Below are 25471 nucleotides of genomic sequence, written 5' to 3' on the forward strand. Positions count from 1 at the left end.
CCAGCAACGCGGTGTTCGGACTGGATGAGGCGCAGGCGGCCAAGGGTGTGGCGACGCATTCCTCGGGCAACCATGCCTCCTGCCTGTCCTACGCGGCAATGCGGCGCGGCATCCCCTGCAACGTGGTCATGCCGCGTACCGCGCCGCAGGCCAAGAAGGACACCGTGCGCCGCTATGGCGGCAAGATCACCGAATGCGAGCCCTCGACCTCCTCGCGCGAGGAGACCTTTGCCAAGGTGCAGGCCGAAACCGGCGGCGACTTTGTGCATCCTTACAATGACCATCGCGTCATTGCGGGGCAGGGCACATGCGCCAAGGAATTCGTCGAACAAACCGATGGCCTCGACATGGTCGTGGCCCCGATCGGTGGCGGCGGCATGATCTCAGGCACCTGCCTGACGCTGTCGACGCTGGCTCCCGAAACCAAGGTGATCGCTGCGGAACCGGAACAGGCCGACGATGCCTATCGCAGCTTCAAAGCGGGCTACATCATTGCTGACGATGCGCCCAAGACCGTGGCCGACGGGCTGCTGGTGCCGCTGAAGGAGCTGACCTGGCATTTCGTCAGCAACCACGTCAGCGAGATCTACACCGCCTCGGATGCCGAGATCATCGACGCGATGAAGCTGATCTGGAAGCACCTGCGCATCGTGATGGAACCGTCCAGCGCGGTGCCGCTCGCCACCATTCTGAAAAACAAAGATGCCTTCGCGGGCAAGCGCGTAGGCCTGATCGTCACCGGAGGCAATGTCGACCTCGACAAGCTGCCCTGGATGAACAGCTAAACTGGGGAATACTGATATGAACGCACAGACCAAATTTGACGACCTCGAAGTCGGCTATGATGTCCCGGCAGTGCCGGGCATGGACGAAGCCGACATCCAGACCCCCTGCCTGGTGCTGGACCTGGACGCGCTGGAGCGCAACATCAAGAAGATGGGTGATTACGCCAAGGCCCACGGCATGCGCCACCGGGTGCATGGCAAGATGCACAAATCGGTGGATGTGGCCAAGCTGCAGGAACGCCTCGGCGGCGCGGTTGGCGTCTGCTGCCAGAAGGTCTCCGAAGCGGAGGTTTTTGCCCGCGGCGGCATCAAGGACGTGCTGGTCTCTAACCAGGTACGCGATCTGCAGAAAATTGACCGTCTGGCCCGCCTGCCCAAGCTGCGCGCCCGCACCATCGTTTGTGTCGATGACATCGAAAACGTGGCCGATCTGTCGGCGGCGGCGCAAAAGCACGGCACCGAACTGGAAGTCCTGATCGAGATCGACTGCGGTGCAGGCCGCTGCGGCGTGACCACCACCGAAGCGGTTGTTGATATTGCCAAGGCGGTGAACGCGGCTGAGAACCTCAAGTTCACTGGCATTCAGGCCTACCAAGGTGCAATGCAGCACATGGACAGCTATGAGGACCGCAAGGCCAAGCTGGACATCGCCATCGCGCAGGTTGCTGATGCAGTTGAAGGCCTGAAGAAAGAGGGCATTGCGTGCGAGCTGGTTTCCGGCGGTGGCACCGGCTCCTACTACTTCGAGTCGAACTCGGGCGTTTACAACGAGCTGCAGTGCGGCTCCTATGCTTTTATGGACGCGGATTATGGCCGTATCCTCGACAAGGACGGCAACCGGATCGACCAGGGTGAGTGGGAAAACGCGTTTTTCATTCTGACCCAGGTGATGAGCCACGCCAAGGCCGACAAGGCCATCGTCGATGCCGGTCTCAAGGCGCAATCGGTGGACAGCGGGTTGCCCTTCATCTTCGGCCGCGACGACGTGGAATATGTCAAATGCTCGGACGAGCATGGCGTGGTTGCCGACCCTGAGGGTGCGCTGAAGGTCGGCGAAAAGCTGCGCCTGGTGCCCGGCCACTGCGACCCGACCGCCAACGTGCATGACTGGTACGTCGGCGTGCGCAACGGTAAGGTCGAAACCGTCTGGCCTGTCTCGGCCCGCGGCAAAGCATACTGATCCACCAATCCCCGAACTGGCGGAGGTGCGCTTGCCGCCCTCCGCCTATTTTTGTTTAGGAGAAACAAATATGTACATCGTTCCAGAACAGGAAATCGCCGCTCTGATGACCCGCAAGGCGGCGTTTGACGCGGTGGAAAATGTGTTTGCCGCCATGGCAGCTGGCGACGCCTACAACTTTCCCGTTGTGCGTGAGGCTATCGGCCATGAGGACGCGCTTTATGGCTTCAAAGGCGGCTTTGACCGCGCCGGGCTGACCCTTGGTCTCAAGGCTGGCGGCTACTGGCCGAACAACCTGGAAAAGCGCGGGCTGATCAACCATCAGTCGACCGTCTTTCTGTTCGACCCGGACACCGGCAAGGTCAAGGCGATGGTGGGCGGCAACCTGCTGACTGCGCTGCGCACGGCGGCGGCGTCCTCGGTGTCGATCAAGCATCTGGCGCGCAAGGACGCCAAGGTGATCGGCATGATCGGCGCGGGGCATCAGGCCAAATTCCAGCTGCGGGCAGCCTTGGAGCAGCGCGAGTTTGAAAAGGTCATCGGCTGGAACCTGCATCCGGAGATGCTGCCGAACCTGCAAGAAGTGGCGGATGAGGCGGGGCTGCCGTTTGAAGCGGTGGAGCTGGACGGCCTGCGCGAGGCGGATGTGATTATTTCGGTCACCTCGTCCTTTGACGCGATCCTGAAGGCGGATCAGGTCAGCCCCGGCACCCACATCGCCTGCATGGGCACCGATCCCAAGGGCAAGCAGGAGGTCGATCCCCAGCTGCTGGTAGCGGCAGACGTGTTCACCGACGAGGTCGCCCAGTCCATCGCCATCGGCGAGGCGCAGCACGCGGTGGCGCAGGGCCTGATCACGGAGGCTGACGTTGCCCAGATCGGGGCGGTTATCAATGGCACCAACCCGGGGCGCACCTCGGACGAACAGATTACCCTGTTCGACGGCACCGGCGTGGGGCTGCAGGATCTGGCGGTTGCTGCCTCTGTCGTGGAACGCGCAGTTGAGGCCGGTATCGCCATCGAAGTCGATTTCTGAACCGGTTAGAATAGCAAATGAAAAGGGCGCCGCATTGGCGCCCTTTCTGTTTTCAGGATCCCCGCGTTTCAGGCGCGGTCTTCATGCGGCAATGATCCACGGCCCTGGCCGCTCATCCCGCCGGAGACTTCTTCGGTTGCTTCCCCCGTCAGTTCGACTGGCAGAAGCAGGTTCAGCACGATGGCAATCAGTGCTGCTGGCAGCAGGCCGCTGGTGAGCAGAATGCGGGCTGTTTCAGGCATATGCTGCAAGGCACCGGGTTCAAGCTGCAGGCCGAGGCCGATGGACAGCGCAATGGCAAAGATCACCATGTTGCGGCGGTTCCAGTCCACGTCGGACAGCATTGACACGCCGGCCGCGACCACCATGCCGAACATCACGATCACGCCGCCGCCCAGAACCTCGATCGGAACTGTGCGGATAACCGCACCGACTTTGGGCACCAACCCGCAGATGATCAGGAAAATGGCGCCGCAGGTCACCACATGGCGGCTCATCACCCCGGTCATTGCAATCAGGCCGACGTTTTGACTGAAGGAGGTGTTGGGGAAGGCGCCAAAGAAGCCCGCAAAGGCCGTTCCCACACCATCGGCATAGGTTGCGCCTGCAATCTCCTCCACGGTGGCTTCACGGCCTGCGCCGCCCTTGGTCACGCCAGAGACGTCACCCACGGTTTCCACCGCAGAGACAAAGCTCATCAGGCAGAAGCCGATGATGGCCGCGGCAGAGAACTCAACCCCGTATTTGAACGGCTGCGGCAGGGCAAAGGCCGCTGCCCGCTCCCAGGAGCCGGAGACCGCCTCAAATGTCAGCATGCCGGTCATCAGCGCATAGATGTAGCCCACGATCAGCCCCAGCAGCACAGCCGAGACCGACAGCATCCCCTTGGAGAAAAACTTCAGCCCCAATGTCACCAGGATCACGACCAGCGCCGCCGACCAGTTCAGAAGCGAGCCGTATTCCGGCGTGCCAATGGCCGGAACCCCGCCCGCGGCGTACTGAATGCCAACCTTGACCAGCGCCAGGCCGATCATGGTAACCACCAGACCGGTTACCAGCGGCGGCAGGGCAAAACGGATCTTGCCGATCACCGTACCCAGCAGACTGTGGAAGATACCGCCGACAATGACGCCGGTGAAAAGGGCTGCCAGCCCGTCCACGCCCTTGCCCGCGACCAGCGGAATCATGATCGGCAGAAAGGCGAACGACGTACCCTGCACAATCGGCAGCGCCGAGCCTATGGGGCCAAGGGTAAGGGTCTGCAGCAGCGTCGCGATGCCGGCAAACAGCATCGACATCTGGATCAGGTACAGCAGTTCGGGGAAATCCGGCGAGTTGGAGCCGAAGCCGAACCCGGCGGCACCGGCAACAATGATCGCCGGTGTCACATTTGAAACGAACATCGCCAGCACATGCTGGATGCCCAGCGGCACCGCCTTGTGCAGGGGCGGGGTGTAGTTGGGATCGCGCAGCTGTTCTGGCGTCCCGATGGAAGTATCAACCATGTGTTCTCCTGTTGGTCATGGGGATCTTGCCGCTTCTTGTTTTTTTTGCTGGCGGCTTCTGGGAGTGGTCAGTCCGCGACCACAGTGAATGGCTCCTTGAACCAGTGTTCCTCAAGGTTCGGCGAGGTGCCGATCCGGTCGACAACAATGTATTGGCCGGGCGCACCCAGCGGCGCGAGTACCCCGTGCCAGGTGCCCTGGTGCAAATTTATGGATTGGCCCGGCTGGCTGATAAAGGCCTGCAGGTTGACCGGCACGCCGTTGTCGTCATCCGCCACCACCACCAGCATCGGCACGCCGCTGACTGGCACGAATGCCTGGCTGCCTTCCGGGTGGCGTTCCACCATATCGACCTTGTGCGGCAGGTGGCGGGCCTTGGCATCAAACAGGCTGATGCCGGCCCGGCCGTCCGGGCCGAAATCCAGGGCTGCGCGATCGTGGTGACGGCCGCACATGCCCTGATTGATCATCTTGTCGGGCGCGCCGGCGACCTCGATCACGTCGCCATAAGGCGCAAAAGCCGCTGCCGTCAGCGTCTTTGCTGTCAGCAACCTGCTCACGGCAGCAGATCCTGCAGACGGAACTGGGCAATACGCTCAACCTGGCGGCAGGCCTCGTCGAACTCGGTCGCACGGTCATTGTGGATGCGGCGGTAAAACGCCTCCATGATCGACACCTTGTTGTGGTCGCGCACCGCGATGATAAAGGGAAAGCCGTGCTTCTCCACATATTCGGTGTTGAGCCGGGTGAAACTCTCGCGCTCCTCATCGGTCAGCATATCAAGGCCGGCACTGGACTGTTCCGAGGTGCTCTCAGCAGTCAGACGGCCGGCGGCGGCCAGCTTGCCCGCCAGATCCGGGTGTGCGGTCAGCACGCCCAGGCGCTCTTCCTCGCTGGCGGTGCGGAAGATGCGGCACAGCGCATTGTGGACACCTGCGGCGCAGTCATGCGCCGGGCCCAGCTCCAGATCAAAGGCGCGGTCGGCGATCCAGGGCGAATGCTCGAAGATCGAACCGAACTTGGTGACAAACTCTTCGCGGTCCATCCGGCTGGGGCGCTCGCCTTTCACCGGCGGATGGGTTTCGGCCCAATGCTTGGCAATCTCGATCCGGCGCGGGCACCAGACGCCCTCAAAGCCTTGGATGTAGTCGATAAAACGCTTCAGGCCCGCAACCTTGCCCGGCCGTCCGATCAAGCGGCAATGCAGCCCGATGGTCATCATCTTCGGTGCACCGGCCTCGCCTTCGGCATAAATCACGTCGAAGGCATCCTTCAGATACTGAAAGAAATGCTCGCCAGTGATCCAGCCCGGCGAATTGGCGAACCGCATGTCATTGGCTTCCAGCGTGTAGGGAATGATCAGTTGATCGCGGCCGCCGGTTTTCAGCCAATAGGGCAGGTCGTCGTCGTAGGTGTCGGAGATATAGTCAAACCCGCCTTCTTCGGCCACCAGCCGCACCGTGTTGGCGCTGCAGCGCCCGGTGTACCAGCCGCGCGGGCGCTCGCCTGTTACTTCGGTGTGCAGGCGCACCGCCTCGGCGATGGCGGCGCGTTCCTCCTCCTCGGCCATGTCCTTATGCTCGACCCATTTCAACCCGTGGCTGGCGATCTCCCAATCTGCATCCTTCATCGCTTGCACCTGCGCGGGCGAGCGGGCCAGCGCGGTGGCGACGCCATAGATGGTCAGCGGAATGCCGGCGCCGGCAAACAGCCGGTGCAGCCGCCAGAACCCGGCCCGCGAACCGTATTCATAGACCGATTCCATGTTCCAATGGCGCTGGCCGGGCCATTGTGCGGCGCCGGGAATGTCGGAAAGAAAGGCCTCCGAGGCCGCATCCCCGTGCAGGATGCAGTTCTCACCGCCTTCTTCATAATTCAGAACAAATTGCGCGGCGGCTTTGGCCCCATTGGGCCACTGCGGGTCAGGTGCGTCAGCACCGTATCCGCGCAAGTCACGAGGATAGCGCGTCACGTCAGGTCTCCTGTCTTTTCATTATCTATATAACAAAACAATCACGTTCGGCTTTCAGTATATTTTTGAAAGAACTTTTTGACTCTTCCTTCTGTATGCAATGGGCTGAACAGCGCATACCTATGGAAACAGTTTAAATAGGAGGCTGGCATGACCGGATTTCTGACCACCCATGTGCTGGACACCGCCCGCGGCTGCCCGGCGGAAGGGCTGAAGATCGATCTCTACCGGATCGAGGGCAGCGAGCGTAGCCGTCTGCGCAGCCTGACCACCAATGATGACGGGCGCACGGATGAGCAGATCCTGCCTGCGGCTGAGTTTGCCACCGGCACCTATGAGCTGGTGTTTCACGCGGGCGGCTATCTGCGGGCCACCGGGCAGGCGGGCGCCGACCCGCTGTTCCTCGACGAAGTGCCGCTGCGCTTTGGCATAAGCGAGGCGGACAGCCACTACCACGTGCCGCTGCTGCTATCGCCCTACGGCTATTCCACTTACCGCGGCAGCTGAGTCGCACTCCCCTAGATACCTCTCCTCCCGCTCGGCATCTGCCAGCGGTTCCCGCCCCAAGCAATTGGGGCGGGCTTTTTCAGTCTGAGGGGAGGGAGGCCTGGATGTGATCAACCATGAAGTCCATGAACAGCCGCGCCTTGGGGTCCTGGTGGCGGCGGTGCACATAGAGGCAAGCCATCTGAATCGGGATCGGCGGCTCCTCTGTCAGCACCGGCACCAGCCGGCCGGAGGCGAGGTGCTCTGAAATCTCGAACACCGGCTTCAGGATAATCCCGTGCCCGTCCAGCGCCCAGCTGGTCAGCACATCGCCGTGATCCGATTCAAACGGCCCCGTAACGGTCACCCGCTTGACCCCGTCCTGGCTGCGCAGCGGCCACTGAAACTCCGGCGCGCCGGGATAGCGGAGGTTCAGGCAGTCATGCGCGTCGGTCTTCAGCTCCTCACTGTTTTTCGGCTGTCCGCGCTGCCTGATATAGTCGGGTGAGGCGCACAGCACCCGCCGGCAGTCAGCGATCTTGCGGATACGCAGGTTGGAATCCTCCGGCACGCCCAGGAAAAACGCCGCATCCAGCCCCTCCGCGGCCAGGTCCAGCTTGCGGTCCGACATCCGCAACCGGATCGAGATCAGCGGATAGGCTTCCTTGAACATCGGCACGGCGGGCGCAACCAGGCGCTGCCCCAGCCCCAAAGGCGCCGCCACATAAAGGGTGCCGCGCGGCGTCTGGGTCACGCTGCTGATATCGGCCTCAGCCTCATCCACCGCTTCCAGGATCTTGACCGCGCCGTGGTAAAACAGGTTGCCTTGCTCGGTCGGGTTAAGCAGCCGGGTGGTGCGCTGGAACAGCCGCACGTTCAGGTGATCCTCCAGCTGCGAAATCCGCGACGACGCAACCGCCGCTGAAATCCGCATGTCCCGCGCCGCGGCGGACATGTTGCCAAGTTCATAAACCCGGACAAAGGTACGGATGTTGTCGAGATAGGCCATTCAAGTATTCTTTGCGTTATTTTGAAACAGCTTGGATTTTTTACCTAATACATGAAAATAGCGGCATGCTCTAGTCTTGGGTCAAAGCTTATGAGGAGAGAACAATGGAAGAGCTTGTGATCATGTGGGACTGGCTGGGCTTTGCGGTCCGCTGGCTTCACGTCATCACCGCCATTGCCTGGATCGGATCGTCCTTCTACTTCGTCGCGCTGGACCTAGGCCTGCGGAAGGTTCCGCATCTGCCGGTCGGCGCGCACGGCGAGGAATGGCAGGTCCATGGCGGCGGTTTCTATCACATCCAGAAATACCTGGTGGCGCCGGAAAACATGCCGGACCATCTGATCTGGTTCAAATGGGAAAGCTACGCCACCTGGCTGTCAGGTGCTGGCCTGTTGATGATCGTCTATTGGGCCGGCGGCGAGCTGTATCTGATCGACTCGACCAAGGCCGATCTGGCCCTTTGGCAGGGCATCCTGATTTCCGGCGCCTCGCTGAGCATCGGTTGGCTGGTCTATGATGCCTTGTGCAAGTCGCCCCTAGGGGAAAAACCGACCTTCCTTATGGTGCTTCTGTTTGTGCTGCTGGTCGCAATGGGCTGGGGTTACAACCAGATCTTCACCGGCCGCGCCGTGATGCTGCATCTGGGCGCCTTCACCGCGACGATCATGACGGCAAACGTCTTTTTCATCATCATGCCGAACCAGCGCATCGTGGTGAAGGACCTGCAGGAAGGCCGCACCCCGGACGCGAAATACGGCAAGATCGCCAAGCTGCGCTCGACCCATAACAACTATCTGACGCTGCCGGTGGTGTTCCTGATGCTGTCCAACCACTATCCGCTGGCCTTTGCCACCGAGTACAACTGGCTGATCGCGGCGCTGGTGTTCCTGATGGGCGTGACCATCCGCCATTACTTTAACAGCAACCATGCGGGCACCAGCAACCCGACCTGGACCTGGCCGGTAACCGCGATCCTGTTCATCGGCATCATGATCCTGAGCCAGGCGCCACTGCAGCAGGACACCTATGAAGAGTCCGAAGCACGGGAGCTGAGCAAGAGCGAGCAAGTCTTTGCCAGCAACCAGCATTTCGAGGATGTGATGAATGTGGTGCCGGGCCGCTGTGCGATGTGCCACGCGCGGGAGCCCTATTATGACGGCATCCGCCGTGCGCCCAAGAACGTGCTGCTGGAGACACCGGCCGATGTGGCGAAACACGCCAAAGAGATCTACCTGCAGGCCGGCGCCACCCAGGCGATGCCGCCTGCCAATGTGACCTATATGGAGGACGAGGAGCGCGCATTGATCCGCCGCTGGTACGGCAGCGCTTCTAAGGATCTGCCGTTCGCGCTGGCTGCGAACTGAAGCAGAACCGATTTGCAATCCAAATGGCTCCGCCCCCGTGGCGGGGCCATTTTTACTTCCGGCACCACGTGTGCACTTCCCATGCAGCAAGACCGTAGAAGCAAACAGCCCCGCCATGTGTTATACTGATGCAGGGTTTGCCCAATTGCGCCGGATAGCCAAGGCTGGCTGGCTTGTTCTGCCACAGCGCCAATCCCTTTCGGGCATCCTTCCCCAGGCGGTACAAGCCGGGAACTAGCCGTTGGGACCGCGGCAAAACTGCGGGATTTGGACGTTGATGGAGGTAACACAATGCTCAGGAAGACCATCGCTTTTGGATTTGCACTCTGCACCACCCTTGCTGCCTGCGGTGACACCACTGGCGAGCAGCTGGTCTATGGCGCGGGCGCCGGTGCGGCTGGTGCTGCCGTGCTGGACGGTAACCTGGTGACGGGTGCCGCCGTCGGGGCTGCCGCAAACCTGGTTTACTGCAAGGAAAACCCGCACCGCTGCTGAGGCGCGGACATTTGACTGAAGAAGGCGGGCCAATGAAGCCCGTCTGTTCGCTTGCTAATTTCCCGCCTCGCTCCGCCGGAAGGCAGCCAGCCCGTGTTTCACTGCATGGTCAACAAACAGGCGGATCTTGGGGTCCTGCAGTTTCCGGTGCGGATAGAGGCAGCCGAAAATGGTCGGCTCCGGCGGCGTTTCCCGCAGCACCTCGACCAGCGCGCCAGAGCGCAGATGCGCAGCCACGTCAAACCGAGGCTTGTTGACAATGCCGTGCCCCTCCAGCGCCCAATTGGTCAGCACATCGCTGTCGTCGGCATCGTATTTCCCTGACACCTCCAGCTTGCGCGGCCCATCCGTCGTGTCCAGCGTCCAGAAATATTCCGGCGAGCGCGGGTAGCGCAGCAGCAGGCAGTTGTGGCCGACTAGCAGATCCTCCGGCATCTGCGGCGTCCCGTGCCGCTCAAGATAGGCCGGCGCGGCGCACAGCACCCGCGCGCAATTGGCGATCTTTCGCATTTTCAACGTGGAATCATGCGGAGTGCCGATGAAGAACGCCACGTCCAGCCCGTCGGCCAGAATGTCGACCTTGCGGTCCGACATCCGCATGCGGATTTCTGTGGCGGGATACGCCTCGACAAACCCGGGCACCAACGGCGCGATGATACGGCGGCCGACACCCAGCGGCGCGGTCACCCGGATCACCCCGCGCGGCGCCTCGGAGAACTGCGAGACCACCGCTTCTGCGTCCTCAATCGATTCGAGGACTTTCTTCGCCTCGGCATAAAACAGCTTTCCAGCCTCGGTCGGGGTCAGCGATCTCGTGGTCCGGTTGAACAGGCGGACGCCAAGGTGCTTTTCAAGCTCCTTGATCCGCTTGCTGGCCACCGCCGGAGTCAGTCGCAGATCGCGCCCGCCGGAAGTGATGCTGCCCAGCTCGACGACTCGGGTAAAGACCCGCAGGGATTCCAGATAAGACATGGTTCACAGTCCTTTACGGGGCGCCTTTGCTGCTTGCCCTTTGCGGTGGCAGGGAGCAAACACACCGGTTCCGGCTACCACTAGCCTAACCATTTTCAACAGAGTGTTGAAAGCCTTTCGCGATTGCAGCCGTTAACCGTGGCAGTCGGACAAGGTAAAACAGACACAAGCGGGCCAGCTCGGCCCAAGAGACATTCGGGAGGCCCTATGGCACATCAAACCGGCATACGCTTTCTTCTGAACGGCCAGGACATTGTGCTGGAGGACGTGAAGGCGACCACGACCCTGTTGGATTTCCTGCGGTTGGAGCAGCGGCTGACCGGCACCAAGGAAGGCTGCGCCGAGGGCGACTGCGGCGCCTGCACCGTGCTGGTGGGCCGTCTGCATGGCGGCGCCCTGCGCTATGAAGCGGTGAACGCCTGCATCCGCTTCCTGGCGTCGCTGAACGGCTGCCATGTGGTGACGGTCGAGCATCTGTCCGGCCCCAAAGGCCGTCTGCACCCGGTGCAGCAGGCCATGGTGGAGTACCACGGCAGCCAGTGCGGCTTCTGCACCCCCGGTTTCGTGATGTCGCTTTATGCGCTGTGGATGGAAAACGCGCAGCCGACCGAGACGCAGGTGGAAACCGCCGTGCAAGGCAATCTCTGCCGCTGCACCGGCTATGAGCCGATTGTGAAGGCCGCGCTGGCGGTGAACCAGTACGGCACACCGGCCAATGATTACCTGACCACTGAGCGTGAGGCCCTGACCGCCAAACTGAAGGCGATTCAGCCGCAGGCCCGTGTGGTGACCGGCCCCGGGGACGACCGCGCCATCCTGCCGCTGGATGCCGCCGACCTGGCGCAGGTGCTGGCCGAGAACCCCAAGGCGACAATTGTGGCGGGCTCCACCGATGTCGGCCTCTGGGTCACCAAATTCATGAAGCCGATTTCGCCGGTGGTGTTTGTTTCCCATCTTGAAGAGCTGAAAGCCATTGAGCTGACCGACGAGGCGCTGATTATCGGCGCTGGCGTCACCTATACCGAGAGCGAAGCGGCGATCCGCGATGCCTTCCCGCATCTGAGCGCCTACTGGGACCGCATCGCCGGCTGGCAGGTGCGCAACATGGGCACCATCGGCGGCAATATCGCCAACGGCTCGCCCATCGGGGACACCCCGCCGGTGCTGATCTCGCTGGGAGCCGAGGTGACGCTGCAGAAAAAGGGCGGTTCGCGCACCCTGCCGCTGGAGGAGTTCTTTATCGATTACGGCAAGCAGGACCGCGAGCCGGGCGATTTCGTTGCTTCGATCCGCATCCCGCTGCGCCGGGACGGGCAAATCGACGCCGCATACAAGATTTCCAAGCGCCGGGATGAGGATATCTCCTCGGTTGCTGCCGGGATCAGCGTAGAAGTAGCGGACGGCGTGATTACCGCGGCCCGTATCGCATTCGGCGGCATGGCGGCAACGCCGAAACGCGCTGCAGGCGCCGAGGTCGCGCTGGTTGGCCAGCCCTGGGGCGAGGCCGCGTTTGACGCGGCGGCAGAAGCGGTGAAGCAGGACTTCACCCCGCTGAGTGACTGGCGGGCCTCTGCCGACTACCGCGCGCTGTCGGCCAGCAACCTGCTGCGCCGCTTCTATTTGGAACATGATGCTGCCACCGCCGGTGCTGTCCGGCTGGCCGTCGCTTGAGGAGGATTTGAGATGAAAGACCATCAGACCATCAGCGGCGCCGTGCACCATGACCGCCAGCATGACAGTGCGATCAAACATGTCACCGGCCGCGCCGAATACACCGACGATATCGCCGAACCTTATGGCACGCTGCACGCTTATCTAGGTGTCTCCACCGTGACGCATGCCAATATCAAGGGCATCGACCTCAGCGCTGTCCGCAACGCCCCCGGCGTGGTGGATGTTCTGACTGCTGCTGATGTGCCCGGCGTCAATGACATCAGCCCCACGGGCAAGCATGACGAGCCGGTGTTTCCGACCGAAAAGGTGGAATTCCACGGCCAACCGATGTTTGCGGTGATCGCTGAAACTCGCGACACCGCCCGTCGTGCCGCCGAACTGGCACAGGTAGATTACGAAGTGCTGCCGCACGCGCTGGACCCGGTTCAGGCGCAGGAAGCCGGCTATCCGATGGTCACCGACCCGCTGAAGCTGGAGCGCGGCGATGTGGCAGCGGGCCGCAAGGGTGCTGCCCACCGCATCCAGGCGCAGATGACCGTCGGCGGCCAGGACCACATGTATCTGGAAGGCCACATCGCCTTTGCCATACCCGGCGAGGACGAAGACGTGACCGTGCATTGCTCCACCCAGCACCCGAGCGAGGCGCAGCATATGGTGGCGCATGTCCTGGGCGTGGCCAACAACGCGGTCACCGTCAACGTGCGCCGGATGGGCGGCGGTTTTGGCGGCAAGGAAAGCCAGATGAACCTGTTCTGTGCGGTGGCTGCAATTGCGGCGAAGAAACACAACCGCCCGGTTAAGATCCGCCCCGACCGCGATCAGGACATGACCGCCACCGGTAAGCGACATGATTTCGTGATCGATTATGACGTGGCGTTCGACGACGCGGGCCGCATCCAGGCGGTCGAGGGCGGCTTTGCCGCGCGCTGCGGCTATTCCTCGGACCTGTCGGGGCCGGTCACCGACCGGGCGCTGTTCCATGCAGATAACGCCTATTTCTACCCGAACGTGCTGCTGAAAAGCCGGCCGATGAAGACCAATACCGTCTCCAACACCGCCTTCCGCGGCTTTGGCGGCCCGCAGGGTGTGGTTGCCGCCGAGCGGATGATCGAAGAGATCGCCTATGCCCTGGGCAAGGACCCGCTGGATGTACGCAAGGCGAATTTCTATGGCGAAGAGGGCCGGGACCTCACGCCCTACCACCAGAAGGTGGAGGACAATATCCTCGACCGGCTGATCGGGGAGCTGGAAGAAAACGCCGAGTACCGCAAGCGCCGGGAAGAGATCATCGCTATCAACAAGGAGTCGAAGATCATCAAAAAGGGCATCGCGCTCACTCCGGTGAAATTCGGCATCTCCTTTACCGCGACGCACTACAACCAGGCCGGTTCGCTGATCCATGTCTACAATGACGGCTCAATCCACCTGAACCATGGCGGTACCGAGATGGGGCAGGGCCTCAACACCAAGGTGGCGCAGGTTGTGGCCGATGCCTTCCAGGTGGATTTCGAGCGTATCAAGATCACCAAGACCACGACCGAGAAAGTGCCGAACACCTCGGCCACCGCGGCTTCGTCCGGATCGGACCTCAACGGCATGGCGGCGCTGGATGCGGTGGAGCAGATCATTGCCCGGCTGACCAAGTTCGCGGCTGAGAAGTATGAAGTGTCCGAGGCGGAGGTGGAGTTCCTGCCCAACCGCGTGCGCGTCGGCGGCGAGGTGATCCCCTTCGATACGCTGGTGAAACAGGCCTATATGGCCCGCGTCCAGCTGTCGGCGGCGGGGTTCTACAAGACGCCGGAAATCCACTGGGACCGCGCGGCGGGCAAGGGGCAGCCGTTCTTCTACTATGCCTATGGCGCGTCCTGCTCCGAGGTGTCGGTCGATACGCTGACCGGCGAATACCGGGTGGAGCGCACCGACATCCTGCACGATGTAGGCCGCTCTCTGAACCCGATTCTAGACAAGGGCCAGGTGGAGGGCGCGTTCATCCAAGGGATGGGATGGCTCACCACCGAAGAACTGTGGTGGGACGGCGCAGGCCGCCTGCGCACCCACGCGCCCTCGACCTACAAGATCCCGCTGGCCTCTGACCGGCCGCGCATCTTCAACACCGGGCTGGCCGAATGGTCAGTGAATAAGAAGCGCACCATCAAGCGGTCCAAGGCCGTGGGCGAGCCGCCGTTCATGCTGGGCATCTCAGTGTTCGAGGCGCTGTCGATGGCGGTGGCCAGCACCGCCGATTACAAGGTCTGCCCGCGCCTGGATGCGCCCGCAACACCGGAGCGTGTGCTGATGGCGATCGAAACCCTCAAGGGGCGGGGCTGAGCAATGCCGTGCCGCGCTTCCTTTCAGGACTTTCTGATCAGTCACAGCCGTGTGGTCCAGGTGCGCCTGAGCCGCGTTCGCGGGTCCTCCCCGCGTGAGGCCGGCACCTGCATGTTTGTGGCGGCGGAAGCCTCATGGGGCACCATTGGCGGCGGCCAGCTGGAATATATCGCCATTGACCATGCCCGGCGGATGCTGAAGAGGCACGTGCTCAGCGACACGCTGGATGTGCCGCTGGGGCCGGAAATCGGCCAGTGCTGCGGCGGCCGGGTGGAAATGTCGCTGGCGCAGATGCGCCAACCCGACCGAGCGGCGGCCGTCTCCGCCGCCAAGGCCGAGGAACAGGCGCTGCCGCATGTCTATGTGATGGGCGCGGGCCATGTGGGCCGGGCGCTGGCGGATCTGTTCCAGCATATGCCGTTGCGCTGCATCCTGATCGACCAGCGCTCCGAAGAATTGAACTTATGCCAGGCGGATGTGGAAATCCGCCAAAGCGCCATTCCCGAGATCGACATCGCCACTGCCCCGGCGGGCAGCGCCTTTGTTGTACTCACCCACGATCATGCGCTCGACTTCCTGCTTGCCTCCGCTGCCCTGCAGCGCGGCGATGCGGGCTATGTCGGCCTGATCGGATCGGCCACCAAGCGGGAGAAATTCCGCCGCTGGTGCCGGGACCATTGCGACGGTCTGGGAACCGACCGTCTCATCTGCCCCATTGGGGCAGGCGGCAGCCGCGACAAGCGGCCCAGCGTCATCGCGGCCTTCGTGGCGGCGGAAGTGATCGCTGATTTGACCTCTGAAACTGCCGCGTCCGCTCCAGCACGGAGCATTGATTTGCCTCAAACGGGCAAGCAACCGGACGCAGAGGGAGACACGGCTGGGAAGATCAGCCGTTAAGGACTGCGTCCTCTGATAGGAGGAGGCCGCCATGACCACAGGGCGGAGCTATACGTACAAACTGTTCGCGCGGAATGACTTCAGTGCATTCTGGGCGCTGTTCACCGACAACCTGATCAACCTGATCGTGCTTTCGGGCATCTGCCAATTTGTGTTTCAGATGCCGGCGGACATCGTGTTCGGCCGCATCGTGCCGGGGGCGGCGGTGGCCATTCTGGCGGGGATCGCGGTCTACACCTGGCTGGCCAAACATGTGGCCGAAAAACAGGGGCGCGACGTCACCGCACTGCCCTATGGCATCTCGACCCCGGTGATGTTTGTCTATCTGTTCGGAGTGATCGGGCCGATCTACTGGTCCACCAATGACGCCATGCTGGCCTGGCAGGTGGGCATTGGCGCCGGCTTCATGGGCGGCATTGTCGCTGCATTGGGTGCCATCGTCGGCCCCTGGCTGAAGAGGGTGACTCCGCGCGCCGGCATGCTGGGCACCCTCTGCGGCATCGCGCTGGTGTTCATCGGCACGGTGCCACTGGCAACGATCTTTGAAAATCCATTTGTCGGGTTTGCTTCGATGATCATCATCCTGTGGGGGCTGGTCGGCCGTCACCGGCTGCCGTTCAACATCCCGGCGGGCCTGCTCGCGCTGATCGTCGGGACCGTTGTAGCACTAGGAATGGGCAAGGCTTCGGTCTCCTTCGAGGGCGTCGGCGTCTACCTGCCGATCCCCTACTTCGGCGACCTGATTGCCGGTATCCAGCATCTGTTTGCCAACCCGGAGCTGTTCCTGGTTCTGGTGCCGGTACAGATCTACAACTTTATCGAGACCATGAACAACGTCGAAAGCGCCGAAGCGGCGGGCGACCATTACCCGGTGGGCCTGTGTCAGGTGACCGATGGCGTCGGCACCATGATCGGTGCGGTCTTCGGCTCTCCGTTCCCGACCACCGCCTATATCGGCCACCCGGCCTATAAGCGGATGGGCGCGCGCTCAGGTTATATCATCGGCGTTGGTCTGGTGATCCCCTTTGCTGCCTTCTTTGGCCTCTTGGCGTTCCTCAACAACCTGATCCCCGTAGCTGCTGCCGCGCCGGTGCTGGTGTTTGTGGCGCTCAGCCTGGTGACCAATACCGCGCATTCGGTGAAGACCGACCATATTGCCGCGGTGACCATTGCGATGATGCCGCATGTCTCCGCCTTCCTGATGGTGAAATGGGGCGCGATGGCCGGAGCCCTGGGCGCACTCGGTGCCACTGGCATGGCGCAATTGGGCGATCCGGAGCTGACCGCGGCGCTGCTGCAGCAAGGCGCGCATTTCGAAGGCCACCAGGCTCTTAGCCAAGGCGCCATCCTGACTGGCCTGATCTGGGGTGCCATCGTCGCCAGTGTGATCGACGGTGATTTCCGCAACGCGGGCGGCTTTGCCCTGGCAGCAGCGGCGATGTCGCTGATCGGCGTGATCCATTCTGCCAGCCTGCATTGGCCGGACTTCAGCGGTGTCGCGATGGGCTACCTGATCGCGGCCGGTTTCCTGTTCATCTACCCGATCTTCCACAAGGCGGATGGGTACGAGGAAGCTGAAGACGACAGTGCCAAACCTCATGTGCCGCACCTGCCGGCAGGCGAATAACCTTAACGGACAGGGCAGGGGGCATCGCGCCCCCTGCCAGCAACCAAGGACAACACAGAAATGACAACGAAACAGACGCTGCTGCGCGGGCGGGTGCTTTCCTTCACCGCCGAGCCGCAAGGCGCTGAGGACACCAGCGCCTATGAGTTCATCGAAGACGGCGCGCTGCTAATGGCGGATGGAATGATCCTGGCCAAGGGCAACTACGGCGACCTCGCTGTACAGGCCGCAAGTGCCGAGGTGATCGACCACCGTCCGAACATCCTAATGGCCGGCTTCGTCGACACTCATCTGCATTTCCCGCAAGTGCAGGTGATCGCGTCCTGGGGCTCGCAGCTCTTGGAGTGGTTGAACAATTACACTTTCCCAGAGGAAACCCGCTTTGCCGATGCGGGCCACAGCGCCAAGATGGCTGGCCACTTCCTTGACCTGCTGACCAGCCACGGCACCACCACTGCGGTGGCCTATTGCTCGGTCCACAAGGCATCCGCCGAGGCCTATTTTAACGAGGCCGCACAGCGCAACATGCGGATGATAGGCGGCAAGGTTCTAATGGACCGCAACGCGCCGGAGGGCCTCTTGGACACGCCCGTGACCGGCTATGACGACACGAAGGACCTGATCGCCAAGTACCACGGCAAGGGCCGCGGGCTTTATGCGGTCACGCCGCGCTTTGCGATTACCTCCACCCCTGAACAGATGGAAATGGCCGGCGCCCTGGTGAAGGAACACCCCGATTGCTACGTCCAGACCCATCTGTCAGAGAACCATGATGAGATCGCCTTTACCGCGGAACTCTATCCGCAGGCGCGCGATTATTTGGATGTCTACCAGTCCTATGGGTTGCTGACCGAAAAGATGCTGCTGGGCCATTCGATCCACCTGCAACCGCGCGAGATCGATGCGCTGGCCGAAACCAAGGCCAAACCGGTGTTCTGTCCGACCTCCAACCTGTTTCTGGGCAGCGGGCTGTTTGACGACGCAGGCCTGCGCGCGCGCGGCATCACCAACGCAATTGCGACTGATATCGGCGCGGGCACCAGCTATTCCATGCTGCAAACGCTGAACGAGGGCTACAAGGTGCTGCAATTGCAGAACCAGAAACTGCACCCCTTGCGCGCCTTCGACTGGATCACCCGCGGCAATGCGGCTGCGCTGGGGCTGGACGACAAGATCGGCACGTTGGAGGCCGGCACCGAGGCTGATATCGTGGTGCTGGATTCCCGCGCCACCCCGGCGATGGATCTGCGGATGCAGCGGGCAGAGACGCTGTCCGAGGAGCTGTTCATCCTGCAGACCCTGGGTGACGACCGCTCCATCGCGCAGACCTATGTGGCCGGCAAGCCGATGAAACTCTAAGAGCCTGATTGGAAATGAGTTTGGTGAATCCAGCAGGTTATGATCTCTGTTCTGTTGCGAAACAGAACAGAGATCGAGACAGCCTGCACGCCGTTGGCAGTGGCAATATGGCTTTCTCCGGTGCCTGGTCCGCCGATCAGGACGATATTGTGGGCACCGTCGAGGAATTCGCAGCGGTGCAGCTGGCGGACCAGGGCCTCGTTCACCTCACTGGACGCAAAATCGAACTCGGAAGCGCGCATTGATCTGGCGGTTCTTGCCTGTGCCGACCCGGTCAACCGCTGTGCGCGCGGTCATCGGCCATGAACCAGTGCAGACAATCTTCGCTGTCATAAATCCCGCGCCGGGGCACGCCGCCGAAGACCCGGAAAGCATGCCAATGCGCGTCAAGCAGCATCTTGTGGGTTTGCAGAAAATAGGCCCTGACCTGGAATGCCCTGCTATGCGGCAGTTTGATATGCGCAACCTGGCGCTTGGTGCGCTCACCACCGAGGATCGCCTATCCTTCGCTCCAGTCGAATTGGAAGGCTTCGCCCGGCTGGAACGACAGAGGAACAAACGTCCTGGGGCCTGTCGACTGCTGAATGGGTTGGGGCACCGTACAGTTAACTGGATAGGACCGAAGCATGTACCCCGGGAATCTCGGTATGAGAGTGCAATTCAGGGCAGGACGGAGCGTGAGGAAATCAGCAACCCCGCTCTGGCGGATTGGTTCGCGTGGCCGAAAGGGTTTGACGAATACGGCCCCGCGGCCGAAGGCAGAGCCAGTTAAAGTCGAATGGCTGCAGTCTCTGACATGGATGCCTCCCTCGCCTTGGCCCCTGCGAAACCGTTATGGCACATTTGATGCCGCCGGCTGGGCGCATCCAGCGCATCAGTTCAATCCTTCTTTGTTAATAATCTTGTTGAACATGCGGCTGGATTAAGGCCCCGTCGAAGGCGCCACTCATCGCCTGCAATTGGCAGGCATTGATGATTGCGTCGCAGACCGGCTGCAAGGCCAAGCCGCGTCTGACCATGATACCGACGCTCGGGCATTCATGGTCTCCGGCCAAGGGCAACTCCGATATATCGCCGATGACATAGGTCTGTTTCGTCATCGGGCGGATATTGAAGATTCCATAACCCATCCCGGCGGCGACCATGGCTCGTATCATGTCGGTGGAGCGGGCAGAAAAAATCACATTAGGCTTCAGCCCCTTCGCCTCGAAAAGGCCCAGGAGATATTGCTTGGAAAGTTCGAGTTCCAGCACCACCAATGGCTCGGGCTCAAGCTGCTCAAGCGTCACGAACCGGCCCGCCGCGAGCGGGTGATCGGCCGAAAGGGCAACGTAAGGTGGAGCGCGGAAAAACGGAATAAAACTGTACTTCGACGTGTCCAGCATGCCGTAGCAGAGGGCAAAGTCGGCTTCGCCGCTGTCGATCACCTGCGGGATTTCAGTGGTCGATACGTCCATGATCTCGATCTTGAGGTTTGTAAAACGCTCCCGGACATCCTTGAGAATGGTGGGCAGCAGGATCGGTGCCAGCGGTGTGAAACAGGCGATGCGGGCAGTGCCGTCAAGAACAGTGTTGAGCTCGGTGACGCGCATGTCAAAGCGGGCCTGCGCGGCAAGTAGAGAGCGTACCTCATCGATGAAGGTGCGTCCGAATTGCGTTGCGCGGATGCCGCGCGATGGCGTGCGCTGAAACAGCGGCTGGTCTGACTGGCCTTCCAGATGATCGATCGCGGCTGCGATCGACGAAGGCGAAACAGTAAGGGCGTTGGCCGCATGGGTGATTGACTGGTGGCGTTCAGCAGCCTCGACATAGTGCAAGTGTTTTAGCGTGTAATGCATCCTCTTCCTCATATTTTTAGAGGAATTACCGCATGATAATACATTTTAGAATGGAAGTTGTCACGTGTATCTTCTCTCCAAGTTTGTAGGACCGGAGAGACAAATGCCCACGACCGTTTACTCAGCCCGCCGCATCATCACGATGGACCCGACGCGGCCCGTGGCCACCCATGTCGCGGTAGCGGCCGATGGGACTATCCTCGGGGTCGGTACCCTGAACGACATGAGCCACTGGAGCGACACGGTGCAGGACGACCGTTTTGCGGACAAGGTGCTGATGCCGGGTTTCGTCGAGGGGCATGCGCACCTCATGGAGGGGGCGATCTGGGAGTACACTTATCTTGGTCACTTTGGCCGCACCGCGCCGGATGGGCGTCATTGGCCGGGTGTGGACACCACCGAGGCCCTGATTTCACGTTTGCAAGACCGCGCTGCTGCGGCGCCGGACGGGCCGGTGGTCGGCTGGGGGTTCGACCCGCTCTTCGTGCCGGGCAAGCGTCTGACGCGGCAGCATCTCGACCAGGTATCGCAGGAGCGTCCGGTCATCGTGTTTCATTCGAATATGCACCTGATCACCGCGAACTCGGCTGCCATGGACCTGGCCGGTTACGGCAGCGGCACCGATCTGCCCGGGGTGATCCGTAACACGGACGGGTCGCTGCACGGCGAATTGCATGAAATGGGCGCGATGTTCCCGGTGATGCGGCGGATCGGCACCAGCTTTAGCCAGTTGACCGGCGGGCGCGATGCAATCTGGAACTTCGCGCGATCGGCCTGCAGGGCGGGGGTGACCACCTCCACCGACCTGTTGAACGAACTGGGTGACGACGCGGTGAGCGATTTGCAAAGCGTCACAGGCGCAGAAGGCTTTCCGCTCCGCCTTGTGCCGATGCTGTCGGCAATGTCGATGCCAACCGATCAGCTTGCCGGCCGGGCAAAGACGCTTGCCGCAGGGTCGACGGACCGGCTGCGCCTGGGCGGGGTCAAGATCGTCACCGACGGATCGATCCAGGGTTTCACGGCGCAAATGAAAGCGCCCGGGTACTACCGCGGTACGGCACAGGGGATCTGGAACATCGCGCCGGACGCACTGAACACCATGGCGGCGAACTTGAACCGCGCCGGCATCCAGATGCATATCCACGTCAACGGCGATGCCGCCAGCCTTGCGGCCATCGAAGCCCTCGAGGCGGCACTCTCAGAGCATTTTATGCCCGATCACCGGCATACGCTTCAGCATTGCCAGATGGCGGACCGGGCGCAACTGCGGCGGGCGGCGGCGCTGGGTTGCTGCGTCAACTTCTTCGCCAATCACTTGTACTACTTCGGCGACAAGCATCACGACATCACCATGGGTCCTGAGCGAGCCAACCGCATGAACCCCTGCCGCAGCGCGCTGGATCTGGGCTTGCCGCTGGCAATCCACTCCGACGCACCGGTGACGCCGCTGGGACCGCTCTTCACCGCCTGGTGCGCAGTCAACCGGCTGACCGGCAGCGGGCGCCGTCTTGGCGCAGCAGAGCGCATCACGCTTGACGAGGCGCTGCACGCGATCACGCTCGGCGCGGCCTATACGCTCAAGCTGGATGGGGAGGTTGGCTCCATCGAGGTCGGCAAGCGTGCCGATTTCGCGGTGCTGGAAGATGATCCCTACGAAATGGGCGGCGAGGCGCTGAAGGACATTGGCGTCTGGGGCACCGTATCGGGCGGCCGGGCCGTTGAAGCGGGGTCGTTTTGAGCACCCGGGCCCCGCTTCCGGTCAACGTGATCTGCGGCTACCTGGGTGCCGGCAAGACCACACTTCTGAACCGTCTGCTGACGCAGAGCGAAGAACGCATCATCGTGATGGTCAATGATTTCGGGGACATTGCAGTGGACGCAGCGCTGGTCTCTGCCCGGTCCGCCGACACGATTCAGCTCAGCAATGGCTGTATCTGCTGCTCGATGGCGGGGGGCATGTTCGACGCTTTCGAGCGCGCCTTGTCTCTGCGCGAAACGGCCGACCGGCTGGTAATCGAGGCAAGCGGAGTGGCGGAGCCCGCGCGGCTGACCGCCTTTGCCCGGGCCGAGCCGGATCTGGATTGCCGCGCCGTGGTGGCCGTGGTCGATCCGTTCACCCTGGAGCAAAGGCTGCAGGACGGCCGCATCTGCGGTGTGGTGCGACGGCAGATCGAGGGCGCGGATGTGGTATATCTTTCGCGGTCCGACAGGCAGCCCGATGAGCGGTCCCGCAAGGCCTGCACGCGGGTGATGCTGGCGAACCCGGCCAGCGCGATCCATGACGCGATGGGCAAGGCCTTCCTCAAAGCGATGGACGCACCCCACGTGGACATGACGGTCAGCACCCTGCCAGCCCACGCCCATGCGGACCTGTTCAGCCGTGCAACTCTGCTCCAGGACGCCGCGCCGGAGCGCGAAGGCTTCCTTGACAGGCTGCGTGCTGCCGCACTGTCGCTGCACCGGGCCAAGGGCTTTGTCCGCTTTGCGTCCGAGGAGGCTCCGTCACTGGTGCAGCTGGCAGGCGGCGAGATCACGGTTTGCAAGCCGCCCAATGACCCGGGTCCCGGACCCGCGGTGCGTCTGGTACTGATCGGCACCGATGACGCCGCACTGCGCCGGTTTCGAACCAAACAGGCAACACTCGAACCCCTGCCGGCACGGTCAGGGACGACATGATATGACGCGCGGTGGTAAGGGAGGAGACCCGGAGGAACCACCGCACGGCAACGCTCGACAGCAAAAAGGGAGAGAGAGCATTGGCTTGGTATCTGACATACACCATCGCGTATTTTGCGGTGATGTTCGCAATCGGATTCTACTACTTCTTCAAGGTGAAGACCTCGGACGAGTACTTGATCGCGAATTGGAACATGGGGTTCTGGTCGATCACCGGAACCATCATCAGCACCTGCGCGGGCGCTGCCGTCTTTATCGGCTGGGTGGGCATGGGATATTCCGTCGGCATTTCGGGCTTCGTCAAATTCGCCTTGCCCGCAACCATTTTCAGCATGATCCTGATCTATTTCTTCAGCAAGCCGCTGCGGCGGCAGCGTCTCTATACATTGGCTGACCTATTTGCCGAGCGCTTCGGGGCAAGAGCCGGGCTGATCCCGTCGATCTTTTCCGCCTTCGTTTACTCGGTTCCGACTGCGGCGCTTCAAATAGTGGGGATGAGCACGCTGTTTACCACGGTCTTCGGCATTCCCCATGAAGGGGCAATTTTGCTGAGCTTCGCGCTGATTCTCGGCTTCACCATCCTCGGCGGCCTTGTCGCAACCATCGTGACGGATGCATTGCAGAGCGTCATCGTCATTGCTGGCATCGTCCTGCTGTTTTTTGCGGCGATCCGCTTCGCCGGCGGTCCCGAGGCCATCATCGCAAATTCCGATGCAGGGCATCTCAGCCTCTTCGGCGCGGACGGTGTGACGGAAGTGCTTGTCTTCGCCCTGACCGTCGGCCCGTTCTATCTTGTCTGGCAGTCCATCTGGCAGCGGATTTTCGCCTCGCGCACCGAAAGCATCGCGATCCGCGCGGGCCTGACCGGCTTCGCCATCTTCACGGTCATCGCGCTTTTGCCCTATCTGATTGGCCTCAGCGCAGTGCAATTCGTGCCCGAGGGCATGCGGCCCGACCTGATCTTTTCTTACCTGACGGTGGAACTGCTGCCGCCGGCGCTCGGCGGGATCGTGGTCGTCGGTCTGCTGTCGGCCCTGATGACCGGCGCGGACTCATTCATTCTGCAAGGCAGTTCCAACCTCGCGGAGGACTTGTACCGCCGTTTATTCAAGCCGCAGGCGACTGACGCCGAGAAAATGAGAGCTGCACGGCTGAGCGTTGTGATCATCTCCGTTCTGTCCCTTATGGTGGCCTTCCTGATGACCGACATCATCAGCGCCTACCAATGGGCGCTGCGGATCTCGACGACCACGCTGGTGATCCCCTTCCTGGCGGTGATGTTCTGGCGTCGGGCAACGTCGAAGGGATGCGCGTCGGCCATGCTCTCGGCCATTGCGGTGACGATTATCTGGCCCCTGTTGGGGACCGGTATCGACCCGGTGATCCCCGGGATGCTGACCTGCCTGATCGTGCTGGTGCTGGTCAGCCTGATGACAAACCACTCGGCGCTGGAGTGCCCCCGCGCGGTCTACTGGGAAGATCTCCCCACAGCCGAGCGCCGGGCCGAGACTGTTCCGGCCGCCGACGAAACAGTCGCAGTGGTCTGAGGCCTCGCCGGTCGCGATCCATCTATCTTCGGGGCGAGTCTTGCTTTGCCCCGAAGATTTCATTCCGCCATTTCAGGGGCGGTTGAGTTTGAACCGCCCCGGCTTGCCCGAGCGTTTCGTTCAACGCGTTACGCGACCTTATCTATCGCTTCGATTTGTTCAGCTGCTGGATGTACTTGATGGACAGATATTGGGCGGATTCAACCAGTCGTCGCGACACCCCGTTCTTGGAGGTGTAGGTGATGACAGAAAGACGGAAGTCCAAGTGCTCGACGCGGCGTAAATTATCCTCGTCAGGACGGCCCCCAGTTCGGCAGCGGGAGAATCCATGCCGGTTCAGGCAGGGTATCGCAGCAGGCCTTTCCAGCGAAGGGGCGGCCGTAGAAGCCGGTATTTTTGCACCTGTCGGAAGCCGCTGGTTTCGGAGGTCTGGCGGAAGGCCTCCCACTGCACCCGGAAAAATCCAGCTTATGGTGGCCCAAAGTTGGGGAGCAGCGCGCAAACCCGCAGACTCGCATCATGAAGGAGGGACCAGCGGGGGGCAGGTCATTGTGGACATGCCGTTGATCCGCGTACGGTCGAAAGCAGTGCAGAACAAACCGCGCGGGATATTGGAGCGCAGCAACAGGGGCGATTTGGAACAGTGCGTGGTGACGAGCAAAAGCGTGAACAGGCCGCAGCTGGGACATGGATCACGCAACGGGAGCCAGCTTGTAATCCG

Annotated in this window: 20 protein-coding genes and 2 pseudogenes; 14 read left to right on the forward strand and 8 right to left on the reverse strand. The window is 61.8% G+C overall.

All coding sequences use genetic code 11. The annotated features are described in order from the left end of the window. The 3 genes from VOI29_RS01780 to bhcD all read left to right on the forward strand — a co-directional run. A partial coding sequence (locus VOI29_RS01780; RefSeq protein ID WP_323775743.1) for a pyridoxal-phosphate dependent enzyme occupies positions 1-785 on the forward strand: 785 nt, incomplete at its 5' end. A 16-nt stretch (positions 786-801) separates the two neighbouring features. Further along, positions 802-1965, forward strand: coding sequence for a 3-hydroxy-D-aspartate aldolase BhcC (bhcC, locus tag VOI29_RS01785; protein ID WP_323775744.1), 1164 nt, complete (start codon positions 802-804; stop codon positions 1963-1965). Positions 1966-2035: 70 nt separating this feature from the next. After that, positions 2036-3001: an iminosuccinate reductase BhcD gene (bhcD, locus tag VOI29_RS01790; protein WP_323775745.1), complete on the forward strand. Its 966-nt coding sequence runs from the start codon at positions 2036-2038 to the stop codon at positions 2999-3001. A 68-nt stretch (positions 3002-3069) separates the two neighbouring features. Here bhcD and VOI29_RS01795 read toward each other — a convergent pair whose 3' ends face one another. From VOI29_RS01795 to puuE, 3 genes are all read right to left on the reverse strand, one after another. Next, the gene (locus VOI29_RS01795; protein ID WP_323775746.1) at positions 3070-4506 is read right to left on the reverse strand and encodes a nucleobase:cation symporter-2 family protein; all 1437 of its coding nucleotides are present in this window, start codon (positions 4504-4506) and stop codon (positions 3070-3072) included. A 68-nt stretch (positions 4507-4574) separates the two neighbouring features. Beyond that, on the reverse strand, positions 4575-5066 hold the full coding sequence (locus tag VOI29_RS01800) for an ureidoglycolate lyase (RefSeq protein WP_323775747.1): 492 nt from the start codon (positions 5064-5066) through the stop codon (positions 4575-4577). Further along, positions 5063-6478, reverse strand: a complete 1416-nt coding sequence (gene puuE, locus VOI29_RS01805) for an allantoinase PuuE (RefSeq protein ID WP_323775748.1) — start codon at positions 6476-6478, stop codon at positions 5063-5065. The genes VOI29_RS01800 and puuE overlap by 4 nt, the downstream gene beginning before the upstream one ends. A gap of 150 nt (positions 6479-6628) precedes the next feature. On the opposite strand from puuE, the gene uraH reads away from it, so the two are divergent. Further along, the gene (uraH, locus tag VOI29_RS01810; protein WP_323775749.1) at positions 6629-6985 is read left to right on the forward strand and encodes a hydroxyisourate hydrolase; all 357 of its coding nucleotides are present in this window, start codon (positions 6629-6631) and stop codon (positions 6983-6985) included. Positions 6986-7064: 79 nt separating this feature from the next. On the opposite strand, the gene VOI29_RS01815 is transcribed toward uraH, so the two are convergent. After that, a complete protein-coding gene (locus tag VOI29_RS01815; RefSeq protein ID WP_323775750.1) occupies positions 7065-7973 on the reverse strand; it encodes a LysR family transcriptional regulator in 909 nt (302 codons plus the stop codon). A gap of 104 nt (positions 7974-8077) precedes the next feature. On the opposite strand from VOI29_RS01815, the gene VOI29_RS01820 reads away from it, so the two are divergent. Both VOI29_RS01820 and VOI29_RS01825 read left to right on the forward strand, forming a co-directional pair. Beyond that, positions 8078-9337, forward strand: a complete 1260-nt coding sequence (locus VOI29_RS01820; RefSeq protein ID WP_323775751.1) for a urate hydroxylase PuuD — start codon at positions 8078-8080, stop codon at positions 9335-9337. Positions 9338-9628: 291 nt separating this feature from the next. Next, complete coding sequence (locus tag VOI29_RS01825; RefSeq protein ID WP_323775752.1) at positions 9629-9832, forward strand: hypothetical protein; 204 nt, start codon at positions 9629-9631, stop codon at positions 9830-9832. 54 nt (positions 9833-9886) lie between these two features. On the opposite strand, the gene VOI29_RS01830 is transcribed toward VOI29_RS01825, so the two are convergent. Beyond that, positions 9887-10804 (reverse strand): LysR family transcriptional regulator, encoded by a 918-nt coding sequence (locus tag VOI29_RS01830; RefSeq protein ID WP_323775753.1) that lies wholly within the window; start codon positions 10802-10804, stop codon positions 9887-9889. 207 nt (positions 10805-11011) lie between these two features. Between VOI29_RS01830 and xdhA the strand changes: the two genes are divergently transcribed. Genes xdhA through guaD form a run of 5 tightly spaced genes read left to right on the forward strand, consistent with a single transcriptional unit; the run spans position 11012 to position 18689 of the window. Then, a complete protein-coding gene (gene xdhA, locus VOI29_RS01835) occupies positions 11012-12475 on the forward strand; it encodes a xanthine dehydrogenase small subunit (protein WP_323775754.1) in 1464 nt (487 codons plus the stop codon). Between the two features lie 12 nt (positions 12476-12487). After that, positions 12488-14806, forward strand: a complete 2319-nt coding sequence (xdhB, locus tag VOI29_RS01840; RefSeq protein ID WP_323775755.1) for a xanthine dehydrogenase molybdopterin binding subunit — start codon at positions 12488-12490, stop codon at positions 14804-14806. A gap of 3 nt (positions 14807-14809) precedes the next feature. Continuing rightward, complete coding sequence (xdhC, locus tag VOI29_RS01845; RefSeq protein WP_323775756.1) at positions 14810-15703, forward strand: xanthine dehydrogenase accessory protein XdhC; 894 nt, start codon at positions 14810-14812, stop codon at positions 15701-15703. 31 nt (positions 15704-15734) lie between these two features. After that, the gene (locus tag VOI29_RS01850; protein ID WP_323775757.1) at positions 15735-17330 is read left to right on the forward strand and encodes a xanthine/uracil/vitamin C permease; all 1596 of its coding nucleotides are present in this window, start codon (positions 15735-15737) and stop codon (positions 17328-17330) included. A gap of 60 nt (positions 17331-17390) precedes the next feature. After that, positions 17391-18689, forward strand: a complete 1299-nt coding sequence (gene guaD, locus VOI29_RS01855; RefSeq protein WP_323775758.1) for a guanine deaminase — start codon at positions 17391-17393, stop codon at positions 18687-18689. 77 nt (positions 18690-18766) lie between these two features. Here the strand turns inward: guaD and VOI29_RS01860 are convergent. The 3 genes and pseudogenes from VOI29_RS01860 to VOI29_RS01870 form a co-directional block, all read right to left on the reverse strand. After that, positions 18767-18916 (reverse strand): annotated as a pseudogene (locus VOI29_RS01860) (ATP-binding protein); the annotation flags it as partial. Positions 18917-18920: 4 nt separating this feature from the next. Then, positions 18921-19275, reverse strand: a pseudogene (locus VOI29_RS01865) (hypothetical protein); the annotation flags it as partial. Positions 19276-19582: 307 nt separating this feature from the next. Then, positions 19583-20527, reverse strand: coding sequence for a LysR family transcriptional regulator (locus VOI29_RS01870; RefSeq protein WP_323775759.1), 945 nt, complete (start codon positions 20525-20527; stop codon positions 19583-19585). A 103-nt stretch (positions 20528-20630) separates the two neighbouring features. Between VOI29_RS01870 and VOI29_RS01875 the strand changes: the two genes are divergently transcribed. The 3 genes from VOI29_RS01875 to VOI29_RS01885 all read left to right on the forward strand — a co-directional run bounded on the left by VOI29_RS01875 (position 20631) and on the right by VOI29_RS01885 (position 24750). Further along, positions 20631-22265 (forward strand): amidohydrolase, encoded by a 1635-nt coding sequence (locus tag VOI29_RS01875; RefSeq protein ID WP_323775760.1) that lies wholly within the window; start codon positions 20631-20633, stop codon positions 22263-22265. Next, a complete protein-coding gene (locus tag VOI29_RS01880) occupies positions 22262-23203 on the forward strand; it encodes a CobW family GTP-binding protein (RefSeq protein ID WP_323775761.1) in 942 nt (313 codons plus the stop codon). Before VOI29_RS01875 ends, VOI29_RS01880 begins: the two co-directional genes overlap by 4 nt. A gap of 80 nt (positions 23204-23283) precedes the next feature. Then, positions 23284-24750 carry a sodium:solute symporter family protein gene (locus tag VOI29_RS01885; RefSeq protein WP_323775762.1) on the forward strand — a complete coding sequence of 489 codons (1467 nt, stop codon included), beginning with the start codon at positions 23284-23286 and terminating at the stop codon, positions 24748-24750. The last annotated feature ends 721 nt before the right edge of the window (positions 24751-25471 follow it).

Origin of the sequence: Leisingera sp., from assembly GCF_034669605.1 — a bacterium.
Taxonomy (GTDB): domain Bacteria; phylum Pseudomonadota; class Alphaproteobacteria; order Rhodobacterales; family Rhodobacteraceae; genus Leisingera.

Bases quoted from the DNA above. Each gene is read 5' to 3' on its own strand.
- bhcD (WP_323775745.1), top strand. From the start codon at position 2,036: ATGTACATCGTTCCAGAACAGGAAATCGCCGCTCTGATGACCCGCAAG.
- bhcC (WP_323775744.1), top strand. From the start codon at position 802: ATGAACGCACAGACCAAATTTGACGACCTCGAAGTCGGCTATGATGTC.
- VOI29_RS01850 (WP_323775757.1), top strand. From the start codon at position 15,735: ATGACCACAGGGCGGAGCTATACGTACAAACTGTTCGCGCGGAATGAC.
- guaD (WP_323775758.1), top strand. From the start codon at position 17,391: ATGACAACGAAACAGACGCTGCTGCGCGGGCGGGTGCTTTCCTTCACC.
- VOI29_RS01825 (WP_323775752.1), top strand. From the start codon at position 9,629: ATGCTCAGGAAGACCATCGCTTTTGGATTTGCACTCTGCACCACCCTT.
- xdhB (WP_323775755.1), top strand. From the start codon at position 12,488: ATGAAAGACCATCAGACCATCAGCGGCGCCGTGCACCATGACCGCCAG.
- VOI29_RS01875 (WP_323775760.1), top strand. From the start codon at position 20,631: ATGCCCACGACCGTTTACTCAGCCCGCCGCATCATCACGATGGACCCG.
- VOI29_RS01795 (WP_323775746.1), bottom strand. From the start codon at position 4,506: ATGGTTGATACTTCCATCGGGACGCCAGAACAGCTGCGCGATCCCAAC.
- uraH (WP_323775749.1), top strand. From the start codon at position 6,629: ATGACCGGATTTCTGACCACCCATGTGCTGGACACCGCCCGCGGCTGC.
- VOI29_RS01815 (WP_323775750.1), bottom strand. From the start codon at position 7,973: ATGGCCTATCTCGACAACATCCGTACCTTTGTCCGGGTTTATGAACTT.
- VOI29_RS01820 (WP_323775751.1), top strand. From the start codon at position 8,078: ATGGAAGAGCTTGTGATCATGTGGGACTGGCTGGGCTTTGCGGTCCGC.
- VOI29_RS01830 (WP_323775753.1), bottom strand. From the start codon at position 10,804: ATGTCTTATCTGGAATCCCTGCGGGTCTTTACCCGAGTCGTCGAGCTG.
- xdhC (WP_323775756.1), top strand. From the start codon at position 14,810: ATGCCGTGCCGCGCTTCCTTTCAGGACTTTCTGATCAGTCACAGCCGT.
- xdhA (WP_323775754.1), top strand. From the start codon at position 11,012: ATGGCACATCAAACCGGCATACGCTTTCTTCTGAACGGCCAGGACATT.
- VOI29_RS01870 (WP_323775759.1), bottom strand. From the start codon at position 20,527: ATGCATTACACGCTAAAACACTTGCACTATGTCGAGGCTGCTGAACGC.